General features: G+C 45.2%; 15 protein-coding genes. 2 read left to right on the top strand and 13 right to left on the bottom strand.

Annotated features, from left to right (window positions below):
- Nucleotides 1-32: 32 nt before the first annotated feature.
- The 12 genes from ABIO93_RS14175 to ABIO93_RS14120 all read right to left on the bottom strand — a co-directional run bounded on the left by ABIO93_RS14175 (nucleotide 33) and on the right by ABIO93_RS14120 (nucleotide 11,865).
- Complete coding sequence (locus ABIO93_RS14175) at nucleotides 33-1,241, bottom strand: prolyl oligopeptidase family serine peptidase (protein ID WP_348068696.1); 1,209 nt, start codon at nucleotides 1,239-1,241, stop codon at nucleotides 33-35.
- A gap of 83 nt (nucleotides 1,242-1,324) precedes the next feature.
- Entirely contained in the window at nucleotides 1,325-2,056 is a 732-nt protein-coding gene (locus ABIO93_RS14170) for an alpha/beta hydrolase (protein ID WP_348068694.1), read from the bottom strand.
- A 67-nt stretch (nucleotides 2,057-2,123) separates the two neighbouring features.
- The gene (locus ABIO93_RS14165; protein WP_348068692.1) at nucleotides 2,124-3,842 is read right to left on the bottom strand and encodes an AMP-binding protein; all 1,719 of its coding nucleotides are present in this window, start codon (nucleotides 3,840-3,842) and stop codon (nucleotides 2,124-2,126) included.
- 138 nt (nucleotides 3,843-3,980) lie between these two features.
- Nucleotides 3,981-4,490, bottom strand: coding sequence for a GNAT family N-acetyltransferase (locus ABIO93_RS14160; RefSeq protein ID WP_348068690.1), 510 nt, complete (start codon nucleotides 4,488-4,490; stop codon nucleotides 3,981-3,983).
- A gap of 32 nt (nucleotides 4,491-4,522) precedes the next feature.
- On the bottom strand, nucleotides 4,523-5,914 hold the full coding sequence (locus ABIO93_RS14155; protein WP_348068688.1) for a hypothetical protein: 1,392 nt from the start codon (nucleotides 5,912-5,914) through the stop codon (nucleotides 4,523-4,525).
- 78 nt (nucleotides 5,915-5,992) lie between these two features.
- A complete protein-coding gene (locus ABIO93_RS14150) occupies nucleotides 5,993-7,126 on the bottom strand; it encodes a hypothetical protein (RefSeq protein WP_348068686.1) in 1,134 nt (377 codons plus the stop codon).
- Nucleotides 7,127-7,224: 98 nt separating this feature from the next.
- Complete coding sequence (locus ABIO93_RS14145; protein ID WP_348068684.1) at nucleotides 7,225-7,836, bottom strand: hypothetical protein; 612 nt, start codon at nucleotides 7,834-7,836, stop codon at nucleotides 7,225-7,227.
- A 9-nt stretch (nucleotides 7,837-7,845) separates the two neighbouring features.
- Nucleotides 7,846-8,358: a thermonuclease family protein gene (locus tag ABIO93_RS14140; protein WP_348068682.1), complete on the bottom strand. Its 513-nt coding sequence runs from the start codon at nucleotides 8,356-8,358 to the stop codon at nucleotides 7,846-7,848.
- Nucleotides 8,359-8,463: 105 nt separating this feature from the next.
- A complete protein-coding gene (locus ABIO93_RS14135; protein WP_348068680.1) occupies nucleotides 8,464-8,868 on the bottom strand; it encodes a hypothetical protein in 405 nt (134 codons plus the stop codon).
- A gap of 10 nt (nucleotides 8,869-8,878) precedes the next feature.
- Nucleotides 8,879-10,111 (bottom strand): sulfite oxidase, encoded by a 1,233-nt coding sequence (locus ABIO93_RS14130; RefSeq protein ID WP_348068678.1) that lies wholly within the window; start codon nucleotides 10,109-10,111, stop codon nucleotides 8,879-8,881.
- Nucleotides 10,112-10,324: 213 nt separating this feature from the next.
- Nucleotides 10,325-11,116, bottom strand: a complete 792-nt coding sequence (locus tag ABIO93_RS14125) for a ferritin-like domain-containing protein (protein ID WP_348068676.1) — start codon at nucleotides 11,114-11,116, stop codon at nucleotides 10,325-10,327.
- Nucleotides 11,117-11,142: 26 nt separating this feature from the next.
- The gene (locus ABIO93_RS14120; protein WP_348068674.1) at nucleotides 11,143-11,865 is read right to left on the bottom strand and encodes a ferritin-like domain-containing protein; all 723 of its coding nucleotides are present in this window, start codon (nucleotides 11,863-11,865) and stop codon (nucleotides 11,143-11,145) included.
- 596 nt (nucleotides 11,866-12,461) lie between these two features.
- Here ABIO93_RS14120 and ABIO93_RS14115 point away from each other — a divergent pair.
- On the top strand, nucleotides 12,462-12,767 hold the full coding sequence (locus ABIO93_RS14115; RefSeq protein ID WP_348068672.1) for a hypothetical protein: 306 nt from the start codon (nucleotides 12,462-12,464) through the stop codon (nucleotides 12,765-12,767).
- Nucleotides 12,768-12,901: 134 nt separating this feature from the next.
- The gene (locus ABIO93_RS14110) at nucleotides 12,902-14,275 is read left to right on the top strand and encodes a sigma-54 dependent transcriptional regulator (protein ID WP_348068671.1); all 1,374 of its coding nucleotides are present in this window, start codon (nucleotides 12,902-12,904) and stop codon (nucleotides 14,273-14,275) included.
- Here the strand turns inward: ABIO93_RS14110 and ABIO93_RS14105 are convergent.
- Nucleotides 14,263-16,788, bottom strand: coding sequence for an ATP-binding protein (locus ABIO93_RS14105; RefSeq protein WP_348068669.1), 2,526 nt, complete (start codon nucleotides 16,786-16,788; stop codon nucleotides 14,263-14,265). The genes ABIO93_RS14110 and ABIO93_RS14105 overlap by 13 nt on opposite strands.
- Nucleotides 16,789-17,000: the final 212 nt, after the last annotated feature.

The raw sequence follows: 17,000 nt of genomic DNA, 5'->3' as shown, positions 1-17,000 counted from the left end.
TAACAATTAAAAATCGCTATAGTTTTCTGATGCTACTCGGTTGACGTAAAAAATGCAAGTGTTCCGGCCAGGAATGTTACAATGGAGCTACCGTGGTCGCCTTTTGGGATGGTGATCAGCTGTACATCGGGAGCACCCAATGTCTTCATGGTATTATATGCTTTTTCAGAATTGAAATAAAATACCAGTTTATCCGCATCGCCATGGTACAATCTGGTTGGGGTTTTGGGTTTCCAGTTATACACATCATTATCCCCAATGGCATCAATGAATCCTTTGTTGGTACCATCATTCAGCTCTTTTTTAAACAAATCGGTCAGTATCGTATTGAAGCTCGTGTTAATGGTCACATTGGTTCCGGAAGCGGCGATCCGCGTAGCATACGGCTCTTTGAAGTAGTAACTGGCCGGACGATTAAGCTTGTAAATACGATCATAAGTGAGCAACACCCACAAATACAAGGTGTTATAAGAAGAAATGCCGTGTGTGGTGGAGTTGATTACATACTCCATGAAAGCGGTTTTGTCATAAGCACCGGCACCACAGCTCGATGCGCGCAAGTCAAATTCGGCGGAAGCTTCCTCTTCGATTTTCTTCTGTAAAGACATAGTTGCGTAGCCTCCTTCTGAGTAGCCCGCCACATAAAGCTTGTTATCCCACTTCACATCATTCTGGTCTTTCAAAAACTCTTTTGCTGCCCGAAGCATGTCTAAAGAAGCAGAAGCAAGACTGGCCCGGTGCTCGTAAGGATGGGGATAATCTTTGGAAGCGCCGTAACCTATATAGTCCGGATAGGCAATAATGTAGCCCATGGAGCCAAATAGTGAGCCAAATGACGCGGCTTCGCCGTCATCACTGAAATTAGATGGTGCAGAGGAATCCTCGCGTATGGTGCCGTGCTGCACGCTGATCATCGAAACGGGCTGGTCAGTAGCAGGAATGATCAATGCGCCAGAGGCGGTGATTTCAGCTCCGTCTGTATTTTTGGTTTTGTAAGTCAGCTTGAACACTTTCACGCCGTTCTTCACATAGCCTGCCAGCAATGGACTCAGCGAGTTGGCGCGTTGTGTAATCTGGACCTTAGAAAGCTCGGTAATAGCATTGCTTTCTTTCAGGAACTGATTCGGCTCATTGGGTACGACAGGTTTATCGTCCGTCTTACAGGCGTTGAGCAGCAGTAAACTCCAGAAAAGAAGAAAAGTGTATTTTCTAAAAAAGGCCAGTGAAGTAAATTTTTGCATATCTTAATATTGACAGGTCAGCTTTCAATAGTATATAACGAAAGCTGACCTGTTTTTGATGACAAGATTGGGTTTTTTCTGATTTAAATTTTACCCATGTACCAGCTGATCATCCGCGCAGTTGCATCCGGCCGTTCAACCATGCCTAAATGACCTGCTTCCGCAAGAATGAATGGGTAACTCTGCTTCGGAAATTCGGAAAGACTAATGAGACTTTCGAAAGGGATGAGCTTATCCTGCATGCCAATGATAAACAATACCGGAAAAGGCATTGTTTGAAGGACGTGCGTTCTGTCGGGACGGTTGCGCATGGCGACTATGCCCGCTATGAGCGCATCGGAAGGCAATTTTCCGAAGTAGTTGATATGTTCTTTGATCTTTTCTGGATACAGTTCTTTGTACCGATCGCCAAAAAGGTTACTGGCTGTGCTCTTGATAAATGTTTCGGCCCCATGATTTTTCAGCAACTCGATCATTTGGTTCCGCTGGTGTTTCTTCGTTTCGTCGTCGGCGTATGCGGTAGAGTGAAAAAGCCCGAAACCTTCCAGCATGGCCGGATATTTTTCAGCAAAAGCGAGTGCAATGTAACCACCCATCGAGTGGCCTATTAACGTGCATTTCTGGATGTTGGCGTTAGTGATGAAGCGGTGAAGTTCATCGGCATAATCTTCTACGGACTGGCAGAATGTGAAGAGAGAAATGTTTGGCCTTACTATCGTAAAATACTCATTTAGTACTGCGTCGAGATTGTCCCAAATCGTATCATCTATGCCATGGCCGTGTAATAATACCAAAGTTTTCCGGTGTAGATTCATATATTCTGGCTTTCAAGGTTGAGAACTTGTTTGGCTAAATATACATAAACCTTATTCCGGATCGCCTTTATTTAGCAACTTTCGCCATTTCTTCTTCCCTGAGAGCCCTTCTTAATATCTTCCCTACATTGGTCTTGGGAAGCTCTTTCCGGAACTCAATTTTCCTGGGGCATTTGTAACCAGTGAGGTTTTCTTTACAAAAAGCCCTTACAATTTCTTCCGTCAGTTCGGGGTCTTTCTTAACGACAAAAATCTTAACCATCTCTCCGGATTTCTCGTCAGGTACACCCACACAAGCCACTTCCAACACCCCTGGACATTGTGATACCACATCTTCTATTTCATTAGGATATACATTAAAACCAGAAACCAGGATCATGTCCTTTTTCCGGTCAACAATCTTGAAAAAACCGTCAGGATCTTCAATTCCGATGTCGCCTGTTTTAAACCATCTTCCGCCTTCATCTTCCAATATTACCTTCGCAGTTTCATCCGGGCGGTTGTAATAACCCAGCATAATTTGCGGCCCTTTGGCACATATTTCGCCTCTTTCGCCCGGCGCCGCCCAGGTTTCGTCATCTTTCAAAATCCGCATTTCGGTACTCGGGAAAGGCAAGCCTATCGTACCGGACTTGTGGTGACCGTCCAACGGGTTCACTGACAAAACCGGCGAAGTTTCGGACAAGCCGTAGCCTTCCACCAATGGGCAGCCCGTTGCTTTTTCCCAACGTTCGGCCACCACTTTTTGCAAGGCCATGCCGCCTGCAATGGTAATTTTGAGATCAGTGAAATCGACTGTTCCAAAATCCGGATTGTTCAGCAGGCCATTGAAAAGGGTATTCAGGCCGGGAAAGATATTAAAACGGTATTTTTTTAACTCCTTTACAAATGCGGGAATGTCTTTTGGATTCGTGATCATGACATTCAATGCTCCCCATTTGATTCCACACAATCCGTTGATAGTCATGGCAAAAACATGATAAAGCGGCAATGCAGCGATCAATGTAAGTTGTCCGGAAGTCTCTGATCTTCTCATTTTGGACATCAGCCATTCATTAATGCCTTCTACATTGGCTATCAGGTTCCGGTGGTTTAATATGGCACCCTTAGAGACACCGGTCGTTCCGCCGGTATACTGTATAAATGCCGTATCCAATCCTGAAATATGCGGTCGTTTGTAAGTTACGCCGGAGCCAATGGACAAGGCAGTAGAGAAACTGACGGCATTTTTGATATGGTAGTCCGGTACCATTTTCTTGATATACTTTACAACCGCATTCACGATGAGCTTTTTAGGAAAGCCCAGCAAATCCCCTATTTCGGTGATAATCACATGCTGAATGTTTGTATTCTCAATGATCTTTTCCAGATTGAAAGCAAAATTGGCCAGTATCACAATGGCTTTGGCACCCGAATCTTTAAACTGGTGCTGCATTTCGCGGGAAGTGTACAGTGGATTGGTATTGACAATCACCAATCCGGCACGCAATGCACCCATCATTGCCACGGGATATTGCAGCATATTGGGCATTTGTAATGCAATGCGGTCTCCCTGGGTCAGCCCTATGCTTTGCAGATAAGTCGCAAAATTGCTCGATAATTCATCCAGCCTGCCAAAGGTCATCTCCTTACCCATGTTAGCATACGCAGGCTTGTCGGCATTTTCGCTGAAACTGATTTCCATCATTTCAAGCAGCGAAACGTAGGCGTCGGGATTTATTTCATAGGGAATGCCTTCCGGATAATTTTTTAACCATGGATAGGTATCCTTTGATATAGCAATCATAGTGTAAGAGACAAGGGTGGGGACTGATGCATTGTGAAATTAAGGTAATCAATTAAGCCAAAACTTTATTAATCCAGTGCAATTATTTTTTAATTACTAAAATCTGGTTCAATCGGACTAATGTGTACTCAGAAATGGCTATTTCTTTACAATTTCCCAACGCCAGAGCTGGCCGTCTTCCGGGTCCTTAACATCTTCTGTTTGCGCAAAACCAAGTTTTTCGAGGATATGCACCGAAGCATTTTCTTCCGCCAGCGTATGTGCGATCACACGACGGACAGCGCTGTGACTGAGTGCGTGGTCCAGCAATCCCCGGGCTGTTTCAGTACCTAGGCCTTTCAAGCGGTGAGATGGCGCTATTTCATAACCGATCTCCACCATACCGTTTGAATCCGGCTCGCCTTTGTATCCGCAGGAGCCAATCAATGCATTATCAGGAATGTGAATAATGAGGTACACCCACCAGTCGCGAAGCGGGGGATGTGCTTTCCATCGATGGTAGGAAGGGGTGAATGTGTCCCGAAACTCGGTCCACTTTTTGGGGACGTTTACGCCCATTACGCGGGCTAGCGTATTATTGCCCATGCGTATGGCATCAAATAGTGTGTCGTCGCAGGGTACAATTCTTAAATGGGGGGTTTCAATCATATGATTCAGATATCAGCCCCCAATTTAAGAAACTATGAATTGTTTTCGTCAAAACGATCCGTAATTGCTTTTCTGATCGCCTGGTGCGGACGCATTCCATTGCTTTTTGTTCTGGGTACCGCCCGATCCGAAGCTGCATTGGATTTGGCACGCAATGCCAGGTTGGAAACGGACAGATGGCTGTTGCGCCAGGAGTCGTATTCTTCCTCACCCATCACGTCGCGGCTCACCTGCCCATGCGCGTAACCATCACCAAATGACTGGATACGGCTGTTGGTCAGCGCTTGCTTACGTTCGTTTTCTAGGCTTTCAATTTCGGCTTTTATTTTGGCCTCTTCTTCTTTCAACTCCGCCAGTTCAGGCAGTACGGCAATATCATTTTCAAGAATACTTTTTTCTGTCATATGTAGCGTCAATGCTTTTTGCAATGGCTCCATTTGTTTCAGTATTCTTTTTCTTCTGCGTCGCAGCCTCCACAATTTGGGATCGACTTGCAGCCATCGGTACCAGAAGCCCTGCAGTACCGGCAATGCCATACCCAGCGAAACTGCACCGGCGATGGCAAATAGTACCCCACTCATTACAAATGACAAAAGAGCCCAGGGACTGTTTACCAGATCAAGGTTCAGCTGGTCTGAATTACGCAGTGCTTCCTCAATTTTGTTGGTCAGCTCGGGACTGTTAACCGGAGCACCAGTCAATGGGTCAACAGCATTCAATTGCAGGTTTTTAACTGATTTGTTAATCGCTTCTTTCAATTTATCTGTCCGGTAGGCTTCGTAACGGAACCAGCCCAACACGATCAATGTAACAATCGCGAAAATCGAAAGGACCAATTTGAAACCAGCGTACCGAGATCTTGCTTTTGGCGTCTCGTTTCTATGGTATGGCTCTTCTACGAGTCGGTCGTATGCAGGTTTTAACAGAATGGACAACATAGCCAAACCAATAGCAAACGCCCAGGCTTCATTCGAATTCCTGATATTCAATGCATAGGCTACAATTTCATGTGAAATGATAAGGTCACCAGCAATAAAAGAAATACCGGCAGCCAAAAATATTAGCCCTGCTATCAACGAATAAGACGGTGCTTTATCAGCGCGTTTTTCTTTTAATTGTTCTGTTGTAGTGTCAATGTCAGCCACCGAAGTTTCCAGGTCCCTCATTTGCTTCGCAGCATTGTTGAGGCCCATTACCTGATTTTGCAGCCTGTCGTAAGCTGTTTTATGTTGGCGTAGTGTGTCCTGATGTTTGATTTTAACGGACGAAAGCTCCTCACTTTTTGTAGTAAGCCTGTCCTGGATCCAGTCATGATTTACATTGCTGGACAAATATGATTCATAAACCTCACGGTCAATTCCCTCGATCCCACGGGTGTAACCGTGTTGGTAGTCGCCGTTTTCGTTTGGATTTTGCTCGTTCATAACCTGTTTTTTTGGTTGATCGAATGAAAATATTGTAAAAACCAGGCCACTCTTGTCACGAGTGGCCGGTTGGAAAATCTATTTGCTGCCTTTTTGAATGAGGTTAAGCTGACGTGTCGTCAGGTCATTTTTCATTCGTCTGGCCAGATAAAACTCGCTTTCAAACAGTTTAATCAGCATATCCCGCTTGGCATTAAGGCGGTCGCGTTCCGTTTCAGCATTGCTTTGCTCGCGCAGTATCTGCCATTTTTTGACTCTGAGCTCGTCAATTTCTTCCTGTAATGTGTGGCATTCTGTTTCCCAATTGTAGTGATTGTCAACAGAATCCTGGCGGTCTTTACGAATGTTCAGCCAGGCTTGCAGGTCATTGCGGAGCACGGTAATGTTGCTCAGCAGCAGTTTTCCCGCAAAAAGGAATAGGAAGAACACGAATATGAACAGCGCAAACGCCTGCCACCAGGTTTGGTGCGTGATCACATTGGCAAATACAAACAATGCTGCCGCAAAAGGCAACCCTATTTCTTCCAAAAGTGATTTCCAGGTAACCTTCGATTCCGTGTCATGAAATAATGAGATCCTGCCAAACAAGCTGAACATTCCTGCCAGGAACACGCCTAACGCAATCCAGGAATTATCAGCAAATACAGGTTTCAATGATTCACGGATCAGGAAAAAGTTACCTACGCACATCGCGACGCAAAGCGTAATGCCAATGAGCGTACGAGGCAAATGATGCTCCTTTTCCAAACGGTTCGCAGGATTTTTGAGCTTTTCCTGCAATTCCTCAATCCGGTTATTTTTTTGACCAATAAAGAGATTGAGCTCCTGTATCCGCTCATTGTGCTCCTCAATGTTAGCAATGTGGCCGGCTGCCAGATTCGAGAAGTATTTTTGGATTATATCGGTTTTTTCATTCGGGTCCGACTCCGAAAGTCCGAACAAAACACCCTCGTCACGCAAGGTATCTTCGTCTTCCAGCCAGTAGGGAATCAGTACTTCAATTTTGGGGATTTCGATCGGCTGGGGGGCTGGTTGTTCCGTTATCCGGGCAATGGGTGTTTCGACCGCCGGTACGTATCTGTTTTCGGGAATAACCTCTGCCAGGCGGCTGAGGCTCTCCTGAGCCTCAACAGGCTCATCATCATAGTATTGATTCTCGTCGGACTCTTTCGGACGAAACCAGTTCGCAATGTATTCAGTCAATTTGGCCATAACTTTTTCATGGATTAGCCTGCGATTATCCATGAAAACAGAGAAAATCCCTACATTATTGTGATGACCGGCTATTAAAAAAGGTAAGGCACTGGGAATTAGGACATTTCGAACATTCTCTGTAATGCTTGCCAGAGTTTCTTTTTCAAATTCCGGTCGGCTTCGATGACCACCAATGGATCGGTGAGAAGGAACCAGATGCCCTCGACCATTTTGGGTGTGTAAGGCGTCAGCAGCATGTCCAGATGCAGCTTAATGAGCGGTACCCCAAATGTGATGAAGAAGTTTGTACTTTTTTCAGCCAATACGGTTCTGGCGTCCTGGCCGGGTAGGAAACTAAAATTAAGAATGTCGGAAGTTTCTGTGGAATGTCCGACGGCTTTTAGTATGTTATCCAGGAACAGCGATTCGGAAACGATCATTTCTTGCTGTTTCGGTTCATCGATCAGGATCAGTACTGCGTGTTTCAATACAGGGAAACTGGCTGATACCGGGGCGGCAGGAGCTGGTACCGCTGGTATGGTCGCTTTCGGAATAATAGGGGTTTCTAGAACAGCCGGATCCGTTGACTGGGAAGGAAGTACCTCTATTTCCTTGATCTCGGGCTCGCTGACAACGGCCTCCGCAACTGGCTGCACAAGATATTCTCCCACATGAAAAAGTGTTTCATTCTGGTACAAGATCTGATACATTGCCGCCGACGAACTCATTGATTTTGATTATAATTTACCGAAAAATAATCCCTGCTGGCTCCATACGCCTAATTTTTGCTTCCGGGCTTGAATTTCCAGATTAGAATATTCAATGCTGGTCGAATATTTTTTAAAATGCACCGCCAACCCTTTTTTGACCAACTCCTTATTCAAAACCTTACCATCAGGAAGGATAACCTCGCCGAGTAACCGGCCATATTTGTCAAATTCGCCGGTATGTCTGATACTAACCACCTTGCGAAAGCATTTTTCGCTTGTAAATTGCTTGGCAACCTTGTAATAGGGCCTGCCGCGTTCGGGGCAGTTCACATGCAGAAACCGTATCCTTACCGGCTTTCCCATGCGGTGTCCCGCCTTTTTTCCGGTGTATAAAAATTTCAGTTCAATCGTATCCCCATCCTGAATGCCGATCACTTCTGCTTTTAAAGGATTGGGTAAATCATTGCTTTTTTGAATGTGCCTATCTGGCTTAATCGCTGATTGGCTATGTACGGAAGAAGATATTCCGACAGCCAGCATTGCAACAAACAGGTAATGAACGGGTAAACTTGAAGTTGGGAAACGAAAACTAAACACGCGGAAAATTCGTAATATTTGAAACGATAAATATAGAGATTGTTTACCTCATTCCTGTTCCAGCTTGTACCATTTGATGTCTTTCAATGGTGCTCTTCTAGCCACGGAAGCGGTAGGAGCGTAATGTTTTTCCAGGTAATCCAGTACCTGTTTTTCCGTATCTCCCAGTTCCCAGAGGTTATGCTTGGCCTGCATCCAACGGATTTTTTGCTTCCAGCCGTCTCTTGTAAACCGATTCTGAAGAATCAGCTTCGATGAATGGCAGCTGGTACATTGCGCTTTCACCATGTACAGGTTTTCATCGTCAACTAATCCTGTCTGCACATCCTTTTTCAATGTGTCCGTGGCAACGACAGCAACTTGGGACGCAGGGTTTTTTATGTCAGGATTTTTGGTAAAAATAGGGGACACCATACCCAATCCTGCTACCAGTACTAATAAGATTTTCATCATTTGCAGATTGTTAACCGACTTTCACAGCAATTCTTTCACATGCATTGTTGAGGTAGCCACCTGGATTCCAGGCAGGGGAGACCATGGGTTGCGCATGACCATTGTTGTCAGTAGCCCGTACCCACACTTCGTAGTAACCTTTTGCCGGGAATTTCAGTTTGGTATTCCAATGTTGCCACGCGAGCCGGTTGGCAGGGGCTTCCAGCTTGCAATCTTTCCAGGTCGCACCGAAGTCGATGGAAATTTCTACTTTTTTAACCGCATGGTCACCCGCCCATGCATGTCCGCGTATGGCGAGCTCCGTTTCCGGGGTAATCATAGCGCCAGACTTAGGATAGGTGATCAATGATTTCACCGGCATGGATTCGATGATCTTGAAATACTGGTCAGTCTGCGGAATGTCTTCTCCGGGAGCGACAGGATTTCGAGGCATTTTGTAGCTGTGCCCGTCCATTTTGGCACCGTCGTGTACTTTATTGCGCACCGAAATACCGCTGAGCCATTTACCGGAAACCGATGCCGGCCAGCCACCGATCACCAACCGCAGCGGAAAACCGTGAAACTCCGGGATATCCTGGCCATTCAGCTGCCAGGCCAGTAATGTTTCATTTTCCATTGCCTTACTGATCGGTACGCCTCTCGAAATGGGTTCTTTCTTGGGATCGCGGCTCAGGTGAATGTCTTTGGAGTGATAACCAATGTACACAGCATCGTCTTTAATGCCCACATCGGCCAGAATGTCTTTCAACCTCACGCCAGTCCAGGATGCGCAATGTACTGCGCCTTGCCCCCATTGATTACCCGAAGTTTGTGGCTGGAAGCCTGAGCGGCCGTTTCCGCCGCATTCGAGTACAAGCTGGTATGTATAAGTTTTGAATCGCTTTTTGAGATCTGCGAGTGTATATGTTTTGGGCGCTTTGGCTGATTCCCCGTCAATGGTGAGCGTCCAGGTGCTGACATCAATCTTTTCAGGAATGAGGCCATTGTTGCGGATAAACATTTTGTCAACGGGTGTAATGCGGTCGTCGAGCAGGTGTACCGGCGACTCTACATTCCAGGGTTTGTCTCCCTGAACGATCATTTCGGTGCTTTTGCCCTTTAATGCATCGCCTTCACCAAGCAACACGGGAATGTATCCTTTTGGTAAATGTTCAGCAAAAACAATGTTGCTGCCGAGTGCCGTCACAAGTGCTGTGAGGCTGCCTGTTTTTAAGAAATCTCGTCTGTTATGTATGGAATTCATAGTAAGGTCCAGGAAATTAGTCTAATCCATCAACGACCAAATTTACATAAACCATGCTTGTTTACCATTCATAATTGCTAATAACATGGCTTTGTAACACAAAAAAAGAGGTTACCGCCTGGGTAACCTCTCATCACGAGATAGTGTGTCATAACACTTCGAACATTACGTTCACTTTAAAAGTGTATGTATACGTTCACAGGGAGAATTTACTTATTTCGTTATGAACGGCCCTGCAATCGCAAGAACCGCTTCCTTCGTCAAAGGTTCGTCAAATGCTTCTGTAATAGCCGCATCAGTTTTGGATGCAAGTCCTTTCAGGTCTTTACCACCCTGGGTCATGTTATCCTCACCCGCATAGATCGCCGGTACAGCTCCTTCTTTTCCGGTGATCCAGCCCTTCATAGCAGGGTTGCTGGTTACAGTTGCCGCCAGTCTGCGAGCGATTGCTGCGTGACGTGCTTCAACAGAATGTACTTGCAATGCGTATTCAAGGATCTGTGGATCTGCAAGCAATGCGCCAGCCTGACCTTTGTAGGCACGGACACCAGTATCTTCCAGTGCGCTTGACACTGTTACAAAAGTTTTATAGTTGGTAAATACATCACCGAAAGCACCACCGTATTTGAAGTCAAATGTAGGTTTTGCGATCGCTTTTGGACCCAACGCCTTCACAAGAAAAGCAACGTGCTGCGTTTCGTGTTTGCCAATTTGAGTGAAAATCACCTTGTCGGAAGCTGGGATCAAGCCCGCAGCTGCATTACCAGCTTTGTAGAACTCATCTTCCAGGTATTCCAGCGTCAGTGCGTAGTTCAATACGTCAATGGCTGCTGCCGACTGTGCATACGCTTTGTTTACGATAGAAGCAAAAGCCGTAGGAACTGCAACAGCAGCAAGCTTGCTTCCGACTTTGCTCATAAAGTGGCGGCGTGTAGCATATTCCAAACGACCTGCTACATCTCCGTCAATCTTTTGAAACTCATCTATTATTTTGAAAATATCCATTATTTCTGATCAAATTAAGTTTTAAATTATTTACCCACGTTCGCACCTGTGATGGTATCCTTTACATAACCTTTTACGGCTGCAAGAATGTCCGCAGGGGCAGTCGCCTTGTCAAATCCGTCTCCGTTGATAATGTCATCACCTGCGAAATCTGCTGATTTTGGATTAATAAGATCGCGGATTACAGCTGCGTGACGAGCTTCAACAGATACGATTTTACCTGCAAGTAGTAAGTAACCTCCGTCTTTGATCAATTTACCGGCACCATTATAAGCAGCAACTCCGGTATCTTCGAATAATTTGGCAGCGCCTAGTACAGCATCTCTTTTTGTAAAATCAATGGCAGCGAAGTTGGGAGTAAGTCCTTTGATCGCTTTGTCGCCCAGCGCAGCTTTGAAAAAATCGCGGTGAACAACCTCGTGGTCGCGAATGTCAGTAAGAATAGTTTTTTCGGCGTCAGTCATACCTGTGTATGGCGTTGCGATAACCTGTGTGTAGAATGCTGCTTCTAATTGTTCAAGAGCGTATGCATAGTTCAATACACCAATATCACCCATGCCAAGATCAACAGTATCACCTGTTCCTGGAATCATTGGATCGGGATCATCATCGCTACACGCAGCACTCAACACAATAGTTCCCAATGAAGTGGCTAGCCCGGCCGAGCGTAAAAACAAACGTCTGTTTACTACTGACGTGATTTCCCCTTCTTCCTTACCGGAGTTTTTTGATTTCATTATTCTGTTCATAGCAATAAAAGATTACTGAGTTTCCTTTTCGTTCGTCGAAAAGACTTTGGTGAAACCTACGACCTTGTTTTTGCTTTAGATCAAATGAATGGGAAAAGAAAATGCGGCAAAGCGCATTGGGGGGAGGGGGTATCAAACAAAAAGAGCCTATTCCTAGACTCTCGATGCTTTCAGACTAACCGATGATAAAATAACAACGCTGAGTAAATAATGCCTGATAAATATGAATTTTAATGAATGTATAGCGCTTTCGTATGGTTGGTGTGTAGCGTAAATTCTACAAATATGAACTTAATAATTACTACGCAAATATAAGAGAATATGTTCTTAACCAGGGCATTTTCGGGAAAATAAATTTTGAATTTTTTTTAGTTTCATGAATATCCTAACGTGATTGGGACATTTTCGTTGGTAAAATTTCGTGTACATGCTGTTTAACTCCACAAGATGTGGGAACCGCCCCCATGATGTTTTTTTAGCAATGCTCGTTTCAAATTTGTTTATCTCTGATAATCAACCTTACTTGTGATCGATATTTACTGGTATGGAAATCTTATTCCTGCCCATCTATCATTAAGAAAACTGCTTACCCAACCATGCGATACCTCATCATTATTTTCTGCCTCACCGCATTCAACAGATATGCTTCCGGAAGCGAAAGGTCATTGTCCGCGCCGTTTTATCAGGTTAAATCCGTGCAGGGAAAGGTTTCTGTAAGGCCTGAGGATCTGCCCGAAGCTGTCAAAACCACATTGGCCGGGAATATGTATGCCGACTGGAAAATTACCAGCGCGTACCTGGTTACGAGAGATGATAATTCACAGTATTACGAGATCAACATCAAAAAAGAAGCTGAAACTGCCGTTGTAAATCTCGATAAATACGGGAAGAAAATTGATTAAAATTCTTTGTTGATACATTTTAAAGGACTATAAACGAAAAGCCGGAGATTTCTCCGGCTTTTGGCGTTTGTTTTTATAATTTTACGTTTTACCTGCACGTTAGTTAGTATTTATTTTGAAATTTTTGAAACCCTATGGCTCAGCTGCTCCTTGTAGAAGACGATACTACATTCTCAAAACTGCTTAGTAATTTTCTTGGTAAGCATGGCCACCAGGTGAAAGTTTGTTCCAATATAAAAGAAGCCAGGGAGGCCATTGCAAATGGTGACGAGGACGGTCCTTTTGAAGTACTAATGCTTGATTACAGGCTACCAGATGGAAATTCGGTCGATTTTCTGAAAGCACTTAGAAGTGAAGGAAACCGTACAGCTGCTTTCATCATGACTAGTTTTCACGATGTAAGAACCGCTGTAACTGCGATGCAGATTGGTGCATTTGACTACATTACGAAGCCTGTCAATCCGGAGGAACTGCTGATGGTACTGGGAGAGGCGCTGAATAAAGGGGAAGTGACTGGTGTGAAAGCAGTACCGAAAGCGAAAGCAGCCATCAAGAATGATAAGTCAGGCCTGGAATATATAGAAGGAAGAAGCAAAATTTCCAAGCAGCTTTATGAGTACGTGAGACTGGTTTCACCCACTGATATGTCTGTGATCATCCAGGGCGAAAGCGGTACTGGTAAAGAGCACGTGGCCAAGTCTATTCACAAACTAAGCAAACGTGGTAACGGACCGTTCGTAGCGATTGATTGTGGTTCCCTGTCCAAAGAACTGGCGGCCAGCGAACTTTTTGGCCATAAAAAAGGCTCGTTCACTGGTGCTATGCAAGATAAAATGGGCCAGTTTGAAGCGGCAGATGGCGGGACATTGTTTCTCGATGAGATAGGGAACCTGGGTTACGATGTACAAATCAAATTGCTTCGTGCATTACAGGAACGGATTATCGTCCCGATAGGCGCAACCCAGCAGATCAAAGTAGATGTGCGTTTGATCGCGGCCACGAATGAAGATCTGATGACCAGTGCTGCTAATGGTGATTTCAGGGAAGATTTATATCACAGGCTCAATGAATTCAAAATAGAGGTGCCACCGCTTCGAAAAAGAGGGGAAGATCTGGGCATTTTTATTCAACATTTTGTAGACAAAGCGAATCAGGAACTGGGTAGAAATGTACGGGAACTTTCGAAAGAAGTAATGGACGTGTTCCAGAAATACGACTGGCCTGGTAACCTTCGCGAGTTGAACAATGTCATTAAAAGACTGGTACTGTTATCAAAAGAAGAAGTAGCTACATTGAGTGCATTGCCTGCTGAAATGATCACCGCCATGGAAGATCAGCAAAAACCTTCTGCAGGCTCAGACCTGAAAGCGTTACAGGAAACCCACGAAAAAGAAATGATCGAGAGGGTATTACAGGAGGTACGTTACAACAAAAGCAAGGCTGCAAAGCTCCTTAATATTGACAGAAAGACACTTTATTACAAAATCGAGAAATATCACATCGAGTAGGAAAGCGCTCTTTCCCCCACTTGCGCAATAACGAGCTTGGCATTGGCTACCACGTCTTTCATTTCCGCAACTGCTACCTTGGAGGAATCCTCACGCAATGCGATTTCCATTGCACGGAAGCTCGCAGAAAGTTCTCTCGCGCCAATCTGCCCGGTTCTTCCGGCCATTCTGTGCATAATTTCCTGCACTTTTTCCAGTTCGCGGGTTTCAATGTTAATGTGCAAAGCTTCAATATCATTACGCGAATCTTTGACAAACTGATCGAGGATTTCCCTGATCATCACTTCATCCCCGAATGTCATTTCATTGAGCATGGAGAAGTCAAACTCGGCACGTTGTATAGGCTTTTGCGCCTCCGCAGGTGAGTAATTTTCCAGCAATTCCAGTAACTCAGTAGAATGGAAAGGCTTCATCAGATAGCCGTCAAAACCAAGACTTAGCAGGTTTTCTCTTTCTTCGGGCAGGGCCTGTGCGGTCAGTACGAAGAATTTGACACCTTCTGGTGTGGATTTACGAAGCCGTTTGCAGAGCTCTGCCCCATTCATCCCGGACATCCGCATGTCTGTCAGGACAAATTTTACCTGGTTATCCCAGGGCCGGCTTAAAACCTCCTCAGCCGAGGAGAATGATGTGTGTGGAATGCCGTTCAATTCCAGAACGGACGAGCACCATTTCAATATAAAAGCATCATCATCTACCAGCCAGACTTTTCCGGTAATGTTATAGCTCCTTTCTGGTGTTTCTTCTGCGATTTCCAGTGTTTCAGCTTTTCTCATGCTGGCGTGCACAAAAAAAGTCGTGCCCTGACCGGGTGTACTTTTTACATTCACATTCCCCGACAAACCTTCCACCAATGCTTTTACGATGCTGAGTCCCAGGCCAGTGCCGCCATACTTGCGGGAGATGGAAGGGTCTGCCTGCTCAAACTGGTTAAAAACCCGCTGGGCCTGCTCTTGCGACAAACCAATGCCGGTATCAGAAACCTGCATTTCCATATTGACCTGATTGCCTGATTCTATCCCGCTAACTTTGAGCACAACCTCCCCGGTTTCGGTGAATTTGATGGCATTGGTCAGCAGATTGTACAAGATTTGTCTGAGCCGGAATGGGTCGCTGTTCAGATACAAATTAGGTGAAAGAGAATTTTCCAGCCGCAATATCAAACCCTTCGACAGTGCAGTTGGGCGAAGTACCTGAATAACCTCATTCAGTAATGGATTAATTGCAAAGACCCGGTTCTCAAAAGTGAATCGGTCAGAAATGATCCGGCTATAATCCAGCACCTCGTTAACAAGGTACAGCAAGTGCTCTGAGGCCGAATGCAGCGTTTCCAGGTCTTGTTTTCGCGGCTTTTCATCCTTTTTTAAGGCCTCCGTGTAGCCAATGATCGATTGCAGCGGTGTTCGGATCTCGTGGCTCATGTTGGACAGGAAGCGCTGCTTGGCCATACTATGGTACTCGGCTTCTTCCTTCGCCTCTTCCAGCTGGCTGCGGTATTCGTTGCTTTTGGTAATGTCAGTAAATATGAGGTAGGATAGTAGGCCAGTCAGGAAAAAGAACCCCAGCATAACCCATTCGAGCCCTCTAATACTTTTCGCAACAATGCTTTTAGTCAAAAGACTTCCTTTATCCGACTCTTTCAGAACTTCTCTTTCCACCTTCTGCATCACGTCGAGCAGCTGCTGTACCAGCGAATTGCCGGCGGACGCAAGTTCTTGCTCGCGATCTATGAAACTGGTCGTCCTTATTTTCTGTGATTTCTCAATGGCATGTACCGCCTCGCCGACTCTTTCGATCGTGCTGTCTTCCTGCGCGACGGTGATCGTATCCACTTGTACATTCACCTCCTGCTTTTGCACGACCTTGGCAGGTTCAGGCAATGGGGCCTTTTTGCTTTTCTTGGAGCCACCGCCAAACACCCTGTTGAAAAAACCCTTCTTCTCAGCCGCTTTTTGAGCGGTGTCAGGAAGCTCAGTATAAACGGTGGTAGTAGTTGTTCGTTTTTCAGTTTTGACGACCGTACTGTCGGGTTTTAATTTAGTCGTGATCAGGCCGGAAATTTCTTTCACTTCATCTTCCAACGCCTTGTTATTGACCAGTTTGGACCGCACTTTAACATAACTTCCATAAATTTTTTCACGCTGTTTCAACAGCTGCCTCATGGAATCGATACGGATAACCTGCATGTCATCACCAATGCTCATGACATGCAGGGAGTCGAGTGTGGCTAGCAACTCTGCCGACTGAGCCAGTACCTGATCGTTTTTTTCTTCGCCTTTCAGCGTTCGGGTATTTTGTAAATGATCAAGCTGAAGGATGTTTTTGAAAATTTTGTTAACGAGCCTGAGTTTGTCGTTAGGTGTGGAAAGTACTTCCAGTTTATCCAGCATATTGGTAAAAGCAAGCCGGGTAATCATCCAGGATGCTCCAAGTGCCAACGACGCTATGAAGAAGCCCAGCAGGACTTTACCCTTCACAGATTTAAATGAAAACAGGTCGCGTAAAGCTGACATAAGGCATTGATAGTATTCGTTCTAACTAACGCATTTTCAACCGCTAATGGTGCAATTGATAAGCATTTGTCCGATTGGTGATGTGAATATAATGCATTAAACCCAATGTTGGTAGGGCCATACCAAAAGCAAAAACGGCTGTCTCGATCCAAGAGACAGCCGTTCTGATAATTTGTATCTTCTCAAAACCGGCGTGAACCGGTGAGCAGAAA

Origin of the sequence: Dyadobacter sp., from assembly GCF_039919315.1 — a bacterium.
GTDB lineage: Bacteria > Bacteroidota > Bacteroidia > Cytophagales > Spirosomataceae > Dyadobacter.
This window is presented reverse-complemented; position numbering and strand designations above follow the sequence as displayed.